Raw genomic sequence first — 15,494 nt, forward strand, 5'->3', positions numbered from 1 at the left:
TAATTTATTTTAATACTTTTTAACAATACAGTCAAATCAATAGTTAAAGAAATTTTGAAGGAATATTAAATATAGGAAATAGTTATATTATAAAGCAAGTATTTATGGTTTAAAAAAATTCAATTAAGCTTTTTTAAAGTTTAATTGAATTTTTATTTTCTTTTATAGTTTTTATAACTTTTTCTTTAATATAACTGTTTTTATACATCATAGTTGATGTAAATCTGCATCTTTTCATAATTGCCATAAAGGTTAAACTTTCTTTTGAAGCTAGTATTCTAGTAGTAGCTTTAGATATTTTATTATCTATCATTTTAATCTCTTTATAATAATCTATATTTTCTAATATATATATTCTAAGTTCAGGATATTTTTTTATAATGATTGGAGAAATATTTGATTTCTTAACAACCAAGGCAAAATTTAATTTTTCATTACTATCTAAAATGTCTATAATATTAGTTTTTATATCATTTTTATAATCCTCTATATTTTTACAAGAGGATGTGTTAAAACTTAAACAATTTTCCACTACAATTCTCCTTATACGACAAATTCTATAATTAATAATATACTATTCTTTAATTATTGTAAATCATTGCATGAAGATAAGTGAATATGCAATTGTAGTTAACTATATATTAATGAAAAATATTACATGTTATAGATGAAGTTTATGGAATAAATATTAATATTTATTCCATAGTATGATTTTTATAATTAAACTAAATGGGTAAAATCATAAAAAGTATGTTATTATTTTAAATAATATACTTTTATTTTAAAAGGAGAATTTTAATGAGAGAAGAGTTTTTTGATTCTAAAAAAGTAGTTTTAAAAAATGGATTACAATTGGTAACAGTTAAAAAGCATACAGAATTAATGGCTATTAATGTAGGGGTAAAAGTAGGTGCTCTATATGAAAGTGAAGATGAGAAGGGTATAAGTCATTTTATAGAACATATGCTTTTTAAGGGTACGGAAGAAAAAAATAATGAAGAGTTAAATAATAAATTAGAAAACTTAGCGGGAGAATATAATGCATATACAGATTATATGTATACTGTTTATAATATAGTAGCTTTAAAAGATGAGATGGAGGAATCTTTAAGTATTTTATCTGACATGGTAATAAACTCTGTTTTCCCAAGTGAAGAATTAGAAAAAGAAAGAGGAGTTATATTATCTGAACTTAAGAGTAGTAAGGATGATTTAGAGGATCTAAGTTTTAAAAAGGTAAATGAATATGGATTTAAAAAAAGTGGATTAAAAATAGATGTTTTAGGAAAAGAAAAACTTATTCGAACGTTCTCAAGGAATAAATTAATGGAGTATTATAATAAATATTATGTTCCTAATAATAGTGTAATATCCATTGTGTCATCTTATGAACATGAACAGGTTAAGGCGTTAGTTGAAAAATATTTTGAGTCTTGGAAGAAGGATTCAATAAATAAACCTGGTATTATATGTGAGAATAATATATCTGGAAATTATGAAACCTGTAAAAAAGAAATAGAACAAAGCACTATAGTGTTTTTATATACTTTTTTTGATTTAAATGATGAGGAGGAATTAGCACTTAGAGTGTTGAATCATAAATTTGGGGAAAGTTCGAATTCCATTTTATTTAGAGAAATAAGAGAAAACAAAGGACTTGCTTATGATATATATACTCAAGTAGATTGTTCTGATTATATTAAAAGTTTATATATTTATACAGGTGTAGAAGATGAAAATATAGAAGAAACTATCAAATGTATATATGATTGTATAGAAAATATAAAAAATAAAAATATAGTATTTAATGACAGAACCCTAACTTTGATGAAAAAAATATTTAAAACTTCTTTAATTTCTACTTTAGAAGATGCTAGTGAACTTTCACAATATGTTTTAATACAAGTTATGGAAAATAGGGATATATATGAATTTATTAGAGAAATGGAAAGTTTAGAACAAATGAAAAGTGAGGATATTTATAATATAGCAAAGAAAGTTTTAAATAACCCAACAGTACATATTTTAAAAAGGGAAAATAATGGTGAGGAATAGAGTAAATGAGTAATTTAGTAACAAAAATTGAGGTTCAAAAAAAGAATAAAGAAAGAGTAAATATTTTTGTAAATGAAGAATTTTTTATTGCTTGTGATATGTCTTTAGTATATATGCAAGGAATAAAAAAAGGAGAAGAAATTGATAAAGAAAAAATAAATAATATTATTTCAGAAGATAATTTTATTAAGGCCAAAAGTAGAAGTTTAAGATATTTAGGAAGATCATATAAAACAGAAAAAGAAGTTCGAAAGAAATTAGAGGAATGTGAATATAATGAAGAAGTTATTAATAGAGTAATAGAATTTTTAAAGGAATATGATTTTATAAATGATGATAGGTATACGGAACTATTTATAAAAGAAAAGTTAAAAAAGCATGGTAAAAATAAAATAAAATACGATTTAAAACTAAAGGGTGTAGATGAAAAATTAATAAATGAAAAGATAAATTCTTTAGATGAAGATAAGGAATTAGATATAGCATATGAAATAGCAAGTAAAAAATATAATCAACTTGTAAGATGTGAAAAAGATAAGCTAAAAATAAGAAAAAAATTAAATGATTTTTTACTAAGAAGAGGTTATGACTTTAGTACCGTACATATCTTATTAAAAAAAGTTATGGAAGAGGGTGAATAGATGATTAAAGATCCAATAAGCATAATTTTAGTAATAGCATTTTTTTATCCTATTTTGAAGGGGTTCCTTTTAACATATAGATCTATAGACCAAAAGAGAACTATATACAGTATTTCCAGTACAATATCTTTTTTATTATCTATATATTTAGGAATATTTATTTTTAAAGGTATTTTCATGAAAAGAAATTTACAGATATTTAAAAAAATCTATGAGTTAATACCTAGGAATGTTACTGAATTCTTACAAGGAAATTTTATTGTACTATACTTAGTTGTGTTACCTCTAATAATTTTTATTATCTATATGATAATAAAATGGATTATTATCACAATTAATTCCATTATACTTTATCCTATTTTTGATGGAATTGAATCTATCTCAAAAAAGAGAAGTAAGGGATTTAAAAGAGTTTTAGGTGCTATTTTTGAATTACCTAGAAGTATTGTATATGTCATAATAATATGTTTTATTTTAAATTATGGTTCAGCTTTAAGTATAGGGGGAATAAGTCAAGAATTAAATAAATATATAGCAAGATCTCAATTATATAATAGACTTTCTAGGGAAGTGGTAACCCCTATAACCAATTCTAATATAGCTAAAAAGTTACCTAATATAATAAATGAGTCCTTTAAGATAGAAATTCAAGAATTAAAACCTGGTGATAAGATACCTAATTCAAATAAAAATGTAATAGTTTATTATAATGGAATAACTTTAAATGATGCTATAAAATCTAACACAAATATAGATGAATTTAGTAAGAGGCTAGTTTCAAATAAATCAAATTCATATGAAAAAAGTAAAACAATTTATAGATGGATAAGTTCTAATGTTAAATATGATTATAATAAAGCTAAGAGAGTATTAAATAATGATTTTTCAGTGAAATCAGGAAGCGTTAATACATTTAATACAAGACAGGGAATTTGTTTTGACTATTCTTCTCTATTTGTATCAATGTGTAGGGCAAATGATATAAAAGTTAGACTTGTAACAGGAAAGGGATTTGATGGTACAAGTTGGGTAAGTCATGCGTGGAATCAAGTATATATCCAAGAGAAAAATAAGTGGATCAATGTAGATACTACATTTGGAGTAGCGGGAGATTATTTCAATACACCTATGTTTTCACTAGAACATAAAGAATCTAATATTGCAGGTGAATGGTAAAATTAAACAAAATGTAACTTCTAATTCCTTCCAAAAATAGTATAATTATAGTGTGGCAAGAAATTTGGGAGGGATGGTTAAAATGAAAAATCAAGAGCGTGTAAGAAAAAAAAGAAAGTCAAGTACTAATGAGAAAATGAGAAAAAGAAATAAGATAATGGATATATCTATATACTCATTAATTATAATAGGGATGTTTTTAATAGGAGCATTTATTGGAAATAAATTATTCGATGTATCTGCTGAAAGTTATAATGTTTATGCAGAAGGAGAAAAGAAGAATAATGTTAAGATAGAAAATAAAAATTTAGGTACGTCTTCTAATGTCAAGGTGGACAAGAATAATTCTGTAAAGGATACAGAAAAAAAACAAGAAGTAATAGATAAAAGTGATAAAAAAGAGGACAAGAATCTTAAAAAAAGTAAGAATAAAAAAGAGGACCTTCGGGGAAAAAAAATTTGCTATTTAACTTTTGATGATGGACCAACTAAAAATATTACCCCACAAGTTTTAGAAATTTTAAAAGAACATGATATAAAAGCAACTTTTTTTGTATTAGGTCAAATGGCAGAAATAAACCCTGATTTAATACATAAAGAGAAAGAGGAAGGACATTTAATTGCAAATCATGGGCATTCTCATGATTATAATTTAATTTATAGAAATCCAGAAAGTTTGATTAAGGATTTTAAAAAATGTGAAAAAGTAGTGGAAAGTATATTAAAAGAGAAACCTTGTAATATAGTAAGATTTCCGGGAGGGTCTTTTAATAAAACTATTTTTCAAAAAAAGGTAAATGAGGTTGGATATCATTTTGTAGATTGGAATTGTTTAAATGGAGATGCTGAAGGACTTAATGTTCCAGAGGAAAAGTTATTTAATAACGTTAAAAAAACCATAGGAGGACAAGAACATATTGTAGTTTTAATGCATGATGCTGCAACAAAACAAACTACAGTTAGAAGTCTTTCAAGAATAATAGATTATATAAAAAAACAAGGATATACTTTTAAAACTTTAGATGAAGCTTTAGATTAAAAAGTATAATATAATCAGTAATAAGAAGACTGTGTATAAAAAACACAGTCTTTAATATTATTTAGATTTTCTAAAATTATCTAAAATAAGTTTTATGGCTTTTTCACAATCTTTATCATCATTGTCTAAACTCCAAGCCAAATTAAAATAATATAAGGATTTAGGATTATTGTTTAACATTGCATAACAATAGGCCAAGTTAAATATATATCTACTGTCTTGTTTTATGTGAACAGCATTTCGTAAAAATTCTATGGCTTTTTCATAGTTTTTTAACTTTATGTGGCAAACAGCTGTATTATACAGAGAGCCAGATTCGTTTTCATTCATATCTAAGGCTTTTTTATACATGTAAATAGCTTTTTTATACTCTTTTGCATTATAGAGGTCGTTAGCTTTTTTAAAGTAACTCATATTTTCCTCCTTTAGTTTACTATGGATTCATATTTAAATGTTTCCCAATATGAGATATTTTAATCATAAGTTACATATTAGAATTAAATTTTTTTTCAAGGAGAGAGACACCAGCATACATTAAATAAGCTAAAATAGAAAGGACAATAACGCCCATCATAACCATATCTAAGTCTGAAATTTGACCGCCATAAACTATTAAAAAGCCTAAACCTTCCTTTGCAACAAGGAATTCACCCATTATTACACCGACCCAGGATAATCCCACATTAATTTTTAATGCGGATATTAAGGTAGGAATAGAAGCGGGAATAATTAAATGTTTTAGAATTTGAAATTTGTTAGCTCCAAAAGTTTTCATAAGTTTAATTTTATCTTTATCTACTTCTTTAAAGCCTGATAGTACACTTATAATAGTAACTACGATAGATATTAAAAGAGCAATTACTACTATGGCACTAATTCCATTACCTACCCAAAAAATAATTATTGGAGCAAGTGCTATCTTAGGAAGTGCATTTAATACAACTAGATAAGGGTCTAATACCCTACATAAAAAGTCCGACCACCAAAGCAAGATAGCTATTAAAGTACCTAATATAGTCCCAAGTAAGAATCCTATTATAGTTTCGCCACAAGTTACTAATATGTGTCTAAATAAAGTTCCTTCATTATATATTTTAATTAAACTTTTTACCATACGGGAAGGGGTACTAATCAAAAATGGATCTATCCACTTTAAATCACCAGCTATTTCCCAAAGACCAAATAAAACTATTAAAATCATAATTCTTGTAAACGCTACTTTTCTATGATCTTTTTTTACACCTAATAAATATTTTTGATGTTCTGTACTTATAGGGTTATTCATGATGATTCAACTCCTTCCATAATATATTAAAATAATTACTAAATTCAGGTGCTTGTCTTCTTTTTAAAGGAGTACTAAATTCATCTTTAAATTTTATTTTAAGGTTATTTTTTATAGTTGCAGGACGGTTAGATAATGCTAATACTCGATTAGACATAGATACCGCTTCAGAAATATCATGTGTTACCATGATAGCAGTTTTATTTTCAAGTTTAATAATTTTATAAATTTCATCACTAATATTAAGTCTAGTTTGATAATCTAATGCAGAAAATGGTTCATCTAATAGAAGTACTTTAGGATTTGTAGCTAAGGTTCTAATTAGAGCTACCCTTTGGCGCATACCACCAGAAAGTTGTTGAGGATGATGATTTTTAAATTCCCACAAACCATAATTTTTTAATAGTTTATCTATATATTTTTTGTTTATTTCGGTTAAATTTTTTTGGATTTTAAGTCCTAGACATACATTTTGATATACTGTAAGCCAAGGAAATAGCTGATCTTTTTGAAACATATATCCTATAGAGTTGTTACAATTTTTTATTTCTTTATTATCTATATAAATTTTCCCAGAAGATGGAGATAGTAATCCAGCAATAATATTCAAAATTGTTGATTTTCCACAGCCAGATGGACCTATAATGCTTAAAAATTCTCCTTCTTCTACGTTGAATTTTATGTCTTTAAGTGCTGATGTTTCTCCTTTTAAAGTGTGATAAGTCATGCATATATTATCAACTTTTATCATTGTATTCACTCCTTTTTATATGAGCTTTGTATTAAGGCTACATTTGTTGTAAAGTTATTTAATGAATGAGCTGCAATCTAGCTAAATATTTTTTATAATCATATAATAAACTATGATTTTTAAGTGATATTTGTTAATTCTCTTGATTTAATTAAATAACTATTAACAAACTTTAATATAGAGGTATAATAAATATATTTAAATAGTATATCTTGTATAAGAGACATCTATGGTATAAGATTTTAAAGAAAAAAGTTTTTTGTTTTTTATGGACTTACATAGAAATTAGGGGGGATTTCATATGATGAAACAAAATTTTAAGTTGGGTTTAGATGTAGGATCTACTACAGTAAAAGTAGTTTTGTTGGACTACAAAGATAATATTATTTATTCTAAATATAAGAGGCATTTTTCAGATATAAAAATTACTGTACATAATGTTTTAAAAGAATGTTATAAAAGTATTGGAGATAAAGAACTTAAAGTTGCCGTTACAGGTTCGGGCGGGCTTTCTATTTCTAAGTGGCTAGATTTAGAATTTGTACAGGAGGTTATAGCATGTACTACCGCTATAGAAACAAAGCTACAGGGGGTAGATGTAGCTATAGAATTAGGCGGAGAAGATGCTAAAATAACTTATTTTACAAATGGTATAGAACAGAGGATGAATGGTACTTGTGCGGGAGGTACGGGAGCGTTTATAGATCAAATGGCAACGTTATTACAAACCGATCCAATAGGACTTAATGAACTTTCTAAAAATCATAAAGTCATATATCCTATTGCTGCAAGATGTGGAGTTTTTGCTAAAACAGATATACAACCTCTTTTAAATGAAGGTGCTAAAAAGGAAGATATAGCAGCATCTATATTTCAAGCTGTAGTAACCCAAACAATTAGTGGACTAGCTTGCGGTAGACCTATAAAGGGAAGGATAGCTTTTTTAGGAGGACCTTTATTCTTTTTATCAGAATTAAGAAAACGTTTTACTGAGACCTTAAATCTTTCTGATGAAAACATAATTTTCCCTAATAATTCACAATTATATGTAGCTTTAGGAGCTGCCTTAAATGCTAAAAATAGTAATGAAATTGATTTTAGTGAGTTATTAAAAAGATTAAATAATATGGATTCAGATTTAACGGAAAGTATAAGTTTGTTGCCTCCATTATTTAAATCAAAAGAGGAATATGATAAATTTAAAAAAGAACATGAAAAATATAAAGTAAAAAGAAAAGATTTGAAAACTTATAGAGGGGATTGTTTTTTAGGAATAGACGCCGGTTCAACGACGACTAAGGCAGCAGTAATCTCCAAAGATGGAGAACTATTATATTCTTATTATAATAGTAATAAGGGAAATCCATTAGAATCTACTATTAAAATTTTAAAAGAAATTTATTCTATACTACCAAGTGGAGCTATAATAAGAAATTCTGCAGTTACAGGATATGGAGAAGGACTTTTAAAAGAAGCATTAAAGATAGATATAGGGGAAATTGAAACAGTAGCTCATTTTAAAGGAGCTAATTTCTTTTTAGATGGTGTTGACTTTATATTGGATATTGGCGGACAAGATATGAAGTGCTTAAAAATAAAAGATGGGGTAATTGAAAGTATTATGCTAAATGAAGCATGTTCTTCAGGATGTGGTTCTTTTATACAAAGTTTCGCTCAATCTTTAGATATTGAAATAGAGGAATTTGTGAAAAAGGCCCTTTTAAGTCAACATCCTGTTGATTTAGGCTCAAGATGTACTGTTTTTATGAATTCAAGAGTTAAACAAGCACAAAAAGAAGGGGCTAGTATAGGTGATATTTCTGCTGGACTTTCATATTCAGTAATAAAAAATGCTTTATATAAGGTTATAAAAATAAGAGATTCAAAGGCAATGGGTAGTAAAATTATAGTTCAGGGAGGAACCTTCTATAATGATGCAGTTTTAAGAAGTTTTGAATTAATTTCTAAGAGAAAAGCTATAAGACCCGACATTTCAGGGATTATGGGAGCTTTTGGGGCAGCATTAATTTCAAGGGAACGATATAAGAAAGGTTATAATACTACTATTTTAAAGGAAGATGAATTAAATAACTTTAAATCGCAAGTAAATTTGAAGCGTTGTGGAAAATGCCCTAATAATTGTCTTTTAACTATAAATGATTTTGGAGATAGAAAATTTATTACAGGAAATAGGTGTGAAAGAGGATTAGGAAAGGAATGTACTAAAAATTTATTGCCTAATATGTTTGAATATAAGTATAAAAGACTCTTTAGTTATGTTCCATTAAAAGAAAATGAGGCTAAGAGAGGAACAATTGGTATACCAAGGGTATTAAATATGTATGAAAATTATCCATTTTGGTTTACATTTTTAACTGAATTAGGATTTAGAGTTCAATTATCTACTCGTTCTTCTAAAAGTATTTATGAAAAAGGTATGGATACTATTCCATCTGAATCAGCATGTTATCCTGCGAAATTAACACATGGGCATATTATGAATCTTGTGGAAAGAGGAATTAAAACTATATTTTATCCTTGTGTTGTATATGAGAACTTAGAAGATAAAAATTGTGATAATCACTATAACTGTCCTATGGTAACTTCTTATCCAGAGGTTATTAAAAATAACATGGAAATTTTAAAAGAAAAAAATATTAAATTTATGAATCCATTTTTAGCTTTACATAATATAAATAAATTGGAAAAAAGGTTGTATGAAGTTTTTAATGAGTTTGGTATAAGTAAAACCGAGATTAAGTTAGCCTTAAAAAAGTCAATTATGGAAGATAATAAGTTTAGGGAAGAAATAAGAAATAAAGCCAAGGAAACATTAGAATATATAAAAGAAAATAATTTAACAGGTGTAGTACTTTGTGGTAGACCATATCATTTAGATCCTGAAATAAATCATGGTATAGCAAGTTTAATAACTTCCTATAATATGCCTGTATTAACTGAGGATTCAGTTAGTGACTTTTCAGATTTAAGTAGACCATTAAGAGTGGTAGATCAATGGATGTATCATACAAGGCTTTACAAAGCAGCATCATTTGTTGCCAATAGAGATGATTTAGAGTTAATACAATTAAATTCTTTCGGATGTGGATTAGATGCTGTAACTACAGATCAAGTTGATGAAATTCTAAGGAACCAAGGCAAGATTTATACATTACTTAAAATAGATGAGGTAAATAATTTAGGTGCTGCTAGAATAAGAATTAGATCTTTAAAAGCTGCAATAGAAGAAAGAAAAGAAAAGGGTATAAGGCATTTAGATAAAAATCAGGATTTAAAATATGTAAATAAAGTAGTTTTTACTAAAAAAATGAGAAAAAATCATACTATTTTATGTCCTCAAATGTCACCAATACATTTTAAATTAGTAGAAAGTGCATTAAATTCTGAAGGATATAATATTAAGGTATTACCAAAAGTGGATGAGAAAGCCGTAGAAGAAGGGTTAAAGTATGTAAACAATGATGCTTGTTACCCATCTATTATTACTATTGGACAAATAATGAAAGCATTAAAGTCTGGTGAATATGATTTAAATAATACATCTGTTATACTATCTCAAACAGGGGGAGGATGTAGAGCTACTAATTACATTTCTTTTTTAAGAAAGGCATTAAAAGAAACTAATATGGAAAAAATACCGGTAATTTCTTTAAATCCTTGTGGTATAGAAAAGAACCCAGGTTTTAGATTTAATTTGTCTATGGTTAAAAAAAGTTTAATGGCGCTTGTTTATGGAGATTTATTTATGAGATGTCTATATAGAGTTAGGCCATATGAAAGTATAAAAGGATCAGCTAATAATCTATATAATAAGTGGAATAAAATATGTATAGAAGCTGTTAAGCATACTAATTTTAAGCAGTTTACTGATAATATATTTAACATAGTAAAAGAATTTGATAATTTAGAGATAAATAATGTAGAGAAACCTAAAGTAGGAGTTGTTGGAGAAATTTTAGTTAAATTTCATCCAGATGCTAATAATAATGTGGTAGACATTATAGAAAAAGAAGGTGCAGAGGCAGTTGTACCAGATCTCATTGATTTCTTTTTATATTGTGCATATAATTCTAACTTTAAATATGAATATTTAGGGGGAAAATATATAAATAAAATAGGATGTAATATAGCTATTAAATATATAGAAAGATATAGAAAATTTTTAAAAGAGACATTAAATCAAAGTAAAAGATTTTCTTCCCCTAAAACTATACAACAATTAGCCAATGGAGCTAAAAACATATTATCCTTAGGGAATCAAACAGGGGAGGGATGGTTTTTAACGGCAGAAATGGTAGAGCTTTTAGAAAATGGTGTAAATAATATTATTTGCACACAACCGTTTGCATGTCTTCCTAATCACGTAACAGGTAAAGGTATGATAAAAGCACTTAAAAAGAGATATCCCAAATCTAATATAACTCCAATTGATTATGATCCAGGAGCTAGTGAAGTAAATCAAATTAATCGTATAAAGCTTATGCTATCTACAGCATTTAAAAATTTAGAATCAGACAAAACGTTACAAGAAGTAGTGGTTGCATATAATGAAGCTGCATCTACTAAATCTGAAGATTAAATTACTAAAAACACTCTGTAAAATTTTATTTTTACAGAGTGTTTTATTAAACTATTTTTTAGTATTTTGTGTTACTTTTTCTGCAAAGGAATTATCTACTATCTTATTAAATGGAGGTCTTTTTTTAATTAAGTCTTTATTATACGATTCTATTATATCCATTAATTTGTTTAAGTCCTCTTCTTTTAAAGTAAGTTGTTTAGCATAACTATTAAGTTTCTTATAATTTTTTACTGATCCAATTAATGTATCAATATCATTTCCAGGGAAAAATGATTTTATAGTATCAACTATTTCTTCATCTGAGTGACTGTATAGCCATTGTTGACCTTTAGAAATTGCATTTAAGAAATGTTGAACTAATTCAGGATTTTTCCTAATATAAGATTTAGTGGAGAAGAAGCAAGTATAAGGTATTGAACCTAAGGATTCACCTATAGAGGCTACTATATGGCCACCACCTTGTTTTTGCATTAAACTAGCAGTCGGTTCAAATAAAGTTACATAATCTTCATTTCCACTTTTAAAAGCACCAGCAGTAGCATTAAAAGCGATGTTGGTAATAATATCTACATCCTTCTTAGGAGTTAATCCATGTTTTTTTAGGGCATATTCAAAAGCCATTTCTGGCATACCACCAGGTCTGCCACCTATAACTTTCTTACCCTTTAAATTCTTCCAATTGAAGTCTTTTTCTTCTTTTTTACCAAATAAGAAAGATCCATCAGTTTGAGTTAATTGTCCAAAAACTACAGGATAATCTTCTCTTCCTTGATTATATATATATATTGCTTGTTCGGGGCCACAAAGACCAATATCTGAGGTTTTACTTAAAACTTGTTGCATAGTTTTATCTGCACCTTGACCGGTAGATAACTCTATTTTTAACCCTTCTTCTTTAAAAAAACCTTTATTTATAGCTACATACATAGGGGCATAAAAAATTGAACGTACAACTTCATTTAATTTTACCGTTTGAGTTTTTGAAGAAGAAGTTTTACTTCCACATCCCACCATAGAAAAAGTAAAAACTCCTATTAAAACAGAGGATATCAAGGATTTAATCCATTTTTTCTTCATAAATATGTCTCCTTATAAAATATTAAAAAGGTATTTTCATAAGGTATATTATGAAATAAGGACGTTAAATGTTAAAATAAAAAAATATTTAATTAAAGAAGATGTTACTTTAAAGTAAGTAGAACAAATAATTTTAGGTAATGTTTTTGTTTTTAAAAAATAATAACTTTGATAACGATATATAATAGTTATTCAATAAATATGAATTTAATGTAAAGTTGACAAGTTAATATATTATTATATATAAGTTTACAATTTATGAAAATATATGTATAATTTAAAAGTATATTACACTATATGTTTAGGGGGATAACCATGAACAAAAATAGAATTTTAAAAATTACTATTGCTATAGTTATTATATTTATAATTGGAATATCTATAAAAAATAATATGAATATTAAGCATAATCTTATTGAAGCAAAACTTGTTATACCAAATGGAGGGGAGACATTTGGAGCTTTGCTTAGAGATAAAAACCTTAAAATAGTTGCTAAAAATAACATTGCTAAAATGTATACTATAAGTGCAAGACCTAAACCTGAAAAGGCATGTGTAAGAGATTTTAATTTAGAAACTTTAAAAGTAGGAAAAAGAAGTGATGTTATGAATTGTGATTCTGGTGGATGGGCATCTGTTCACTATGCCTTAAAAGTAGCAGATGATTTTTATATATTATTTTATACTTCTAATAATGGACTTTCCGAACCGAATAAAAGAGGAATAAGAGCAGCATGGTCAAATACACCTAATGGAAAATTCATGCAATATAATACATCTCAGTTTGAAATTATACCAAGAGAAAAATGGGAAGGTAGAAAAATAGAGCAAGATGTAGGAGCGAGAAAAATTTCAGAAGATAAACGTTATGTTTACTATTGGATGCTATATTCTGATATAAATTATGAGACTAATCCAAATAGTTATAGTGGATGGTATAAAATAAGAATAGATAAAGTAAAGAAAACAGTAAAATATATAGACAAGTATAAGAATAATCCTTTAACCGAAGTTTCATTACGTGGTTATAAGCATAATCGTGTAGGAGGAAGTAATGTTCAAACAAAAATAGGAGATTATTATCTAATGTATTGGATGGCTAGAAATGATAATTCTGATAAAAGAAATACTGATCATCCAAGACAAGTGGGATTTGCAGCTAGTAAAGATCCTCTTTTTCACAAGGTGAAATACACTACAAGTGTTGGTGGAATAATTAAATTTGATGCTCATTGTAATGAAAAGTATATGGAAAAATTTGATTATTATATTAATTCAAAAGAGGAACTTGTATTAATAGGAGAATCTGTTTTTAAAGATGTACCCGATGATTATAAATTTGGAGTAATTGCTAGGATCTATAATATTGAAGAGGGTATTAGTAGTAAAATTAGAAAAATGTATAATAACACAATAAAAAAATTTAATTAAAAAATTATAAAGAAAAAAGGGTATAATAAAAAACTTATTTAATTAAATCATTATTTAATTAAATAAGTTTTTTGTTTTTTTATCAAATTTCACAGCTAAGCTCAAATTAAAAATTACTTTGAAGATTTTTGTTATATTTTAATTACAACGTATATTAAAAAATTATGAAACTTATAGTTTTAAATGTTTAATTAAATTTACAAATAAGGTTATTACAAAAGTATTTGTAATATCGATTAGAAATGCCCCTACTATCGGCAATACAAAGTAGGCTCTTGGGGCAGGACCAAATTTTTCTTTTATAGCATCCATATTAGCAATACCATTAGCAGTGGCCCCCATGCCAAATCCGCAATGGCCTGCAGATAAAACAGCAGCATCAAAATCTTTGCCTAAAAGGTTAAAAGTTATAAATCTGGCAAATAAAGCCATTAATAAAGTTTGACCTAATAAAATTACAAGTAATGGACCAGCAACAGCTGCAAGTTGCCATAATTCTAAAGTTATTAAAGCTAATGAAAGAAAAATATTAAGAGCTATGTTACCTAGTATGTTTGAACATTTTTGATTAATGTGCCATTTTCCAGTTGATTCCCCCAAATTTAAAATAACTGCAGCAACAAACATAGCGTTAACATAGGATGGTAAAGTAAAGTGTATTTTTTTAAATAAGAATTCCAGAATACCACCAAGACCTATAGAAACAAAAATTAAAGTTAAAGTTTTAAATAATTCACTGTAAGATACTTCTTCTTTTTTTTCAGCTATAGTTATTTGGCTATCTTCATATTCTGATGCATTTGATTTTAATCCTCTATTTACTATAAGTTTTTCGCCTAATGGACCACCCATTAAAGATCCCATAACAAGTCCAAAGGTTGCAGCAGCCATAGCTAAGGTTGTAGCACCCATGACTCCAATTTGTTCGAATTCGGGACCAAAAGCACCAGCAGTTCCATGACCACCAGTCATAGTTATAGATCCAGCAAGCAATCCTACAAGGGCACTTTGATGAGTTAATTTTGCTAAGAATATGCCAAGAGTATTTTGTAGAATACAGAGTAATAGAGAAATAAGCCAAAATGTTATAACTTGCATACCACCTTTTTTTATAAGTTGAATGCTAGCACCAAGACCGATGGTAGTAAAAAATACCATCATGAAGGGCTTTTGTAGAGTGTTGTCAAAAACAAAGGTAAGTACATTGGTTTGTCTTAAAATAAGATGTAAAATAGAAAAAATTAATCCGCCTACTACTGGTGCAGGAATACAGAATTTTTCTAGAAATTTCAACTTACTCTTGCACCAAACACCAAAATAATACATTACTACCGCTAATGCAGTTGTTTGCATCATATCTAACTTTATTTCCATAAATATGCCCCCTCAAATCCACAAAATAAAAAATAGTACAAAGTAATTTTTAATAATAAGCA

At 27.0% G+C, this 15,494-nt stretch carries 12 protein-coding genes; 6 read left to right on the forward strand and 6 right to left on the reverse strand.

Annotated features, from left to right (window positions below):
• Positions 1–133 precede the first annotated feature (133 nt).
• Complete coding sequence (locus QOZ93_RS01160) at positions 134–532, reverse strand: hypothetical protein (protein ID WP_111943720.1); 399 nt, start codon at positions 530–532, stop codon at positions 134–136.
• A 266-nt stretch (positions 533–798) separates the two neighbouring features.
• Between QOZ93_RS01160 and QOZ93_RS01165 the strand changes: the two genes are divergently transcribed.
• The 4 genes from QOZ93_RS01165 (at position 799) to QOZ93_RS01180 (ending at position 4,911) form a co-directional block, all read left to right on the forward strand.
• Positions 799–2,055: a M16 family metallopeptidase gene (locus tag QOZ93_RS01165; RefSeq protein WP_307354788.1), complete on the forward strand. Its 1,257-nt coding sequence runs from the start codon at positions 799–801 to the stop codon at positions 2,053–2,055.
• A gap of 5 nt (positions 2,056–2,060) precedes the next feature.
• On the forward strand, positions 2,061–2,696 hold the full coding sequence (gene recX, locus QOZ93_RS01170; RefSeq protein WP_111943716.1) for a recombination regulator RecX: 636 nt from the start codon (positions 2,061–2,063) through the stop codon (positions 2,694–2,696).
• Positions 2,697–3,872, forward strand: a complete 1,176-nt coding sequence (locus QOZ93_RS01175) for a transglutaminase domain-containing protein (protein WP_307354789.1) — start codon at positions 2,697–2,699, stop codon at positions 3,870–3,872.
• Between the two features lie 82 nt (positions 3,873–3,954).
• Entirely contained in the window at positions 3,955–4,911 is a 957-nt protein-coding gene (locus tag QOZ93_RS01180) for a polysaccharide deacetylase family protein (RefSeq protein ID WP_307354790.1), read from the forward strand.
• Positions 4,912–4,968: 57 nt separating this feature from the next.
• On the opposite strand, the gene QOZ93_RS01185 is transcribed toward QOZ93_RS01180, so the two are convergent.
• The 3 genes from QOZ93_RS01185 to QOZ93_RS01195 all read right to left on the reverse strand — a co-directional run bounded on the left by QOZ93_RS01185 (position 4,969) and on the right by QOZ93_RS01195 (position 6,947).
• Positions 4,969–5,325 (reverse strand): tetratricopeptide repeat protein, encoded by a 357-nt coding sequence (locus QOZ93_RS01185; protein ID WP_111943710.1) that lies wholly within the window; start codon positions 5,323–5,325, stop codon positions 4,969–4,971.
• A 70-nt stretch (positions 5,326–5,395) separates the two neighbouring features.
• Positions 5,396–6,196, reverse strand: a complete 801-nt coding sequence (locus QOZ93_RS01190; RefSeq protein ID WP_111943708.1) for an ABC transporter permease — start codon at positions 6,194–6,196, stop codon at positions 5,396–5,398.
• Positions 6,189–6,947: an ABC transporter ATP-binding protein gene (locus QOZ93_RS01195; RefSeq protein WP_111943706.1), complete on the reverse strand. Its 759-nt coding sequence runs from the start codon at positions 6,945–6,947 to the stop codon at positions 6,189–6,191. Before QOZ93_RS01195 ends, QOZ93_RS01190 begins: the two co-directional genes overlap by 8 nt.
• 304 nt (positions 6,948–7,251) lie before the next feature.
• Between QOZ93_RS01195 and QOZ93_RS01200 the strand changes: the two genes are divergently transcribed.
• Positions 7,252–11,547 (forward strand): 2-hydroxyacyl-CoA dehydratase, encoded by a 4,296-nt coding sequence (locus QOZ93_RS01200; protein WP_307354824.1) that lies wholly within the window; start codon positions 7,252–7,254, stop codon positions 11,545–11,547.
• A gap of 51 nt (positions 11,548–11,598) precedes the next feature.
• Here the strand turns inward: QOZ93_RS01200 and QOZ93_RS01205 are convergent, their stop codons facing one another.
• On the reverse strand, positions 11,599–12,627 hold the full coding sequence (locus tag QOZ93_RS01205; RefSeq protein ID WP_111943704.1) for an ABC transporter substrate-binding protein: 1,029 nt from the start codon (positions 12,625–12,627) through the stop codon (positions 11,599–11,601).
• 315 nt (positions 12,628–12,942) lie between these two features.
• On the opposite strand from QOZ93_RS01205, the gene QOZ93_RS01210 reads away from it, so the two are divergent.
• Entirely contained in the window at positions 12,943–14,058 is a 1,116-nt protein-coding gene (locus QOZ93_RS01210; RefSeq protein WP_307354791.1) for a hypothetical protein, read from the forward strand.
• A 171-nt stretch (positions 14,059–14,229) separates the two neighbouring features.
• Here QOZ93_RS01210 and gltS read toward each other — a convergent pair whose 3' ends face one another.
• Positions 14,230–15,432, reverse strand: coding sequence for a sodium/glutamate symporter (gene gltS, locus QOZ93_RS01215; protein ID WP_307354792.1), 1,203 nt, complete (start codon positions 15,430–15,432; stop codon positions 14,230–14,232).
• Positions 15,433–15,494 lie beyond the last annotated feature (62 nt).

The sequence above is a fragment of the Hathewaya limosa genome (assembly GCF_030815255.1).
GTDB classification, from domain to species: domain Bacteria; phylum Bacillota; class Clostridia; order Clostridiales; family Clostridiaceae; genus Hathewaya; species Hathewaya limosa.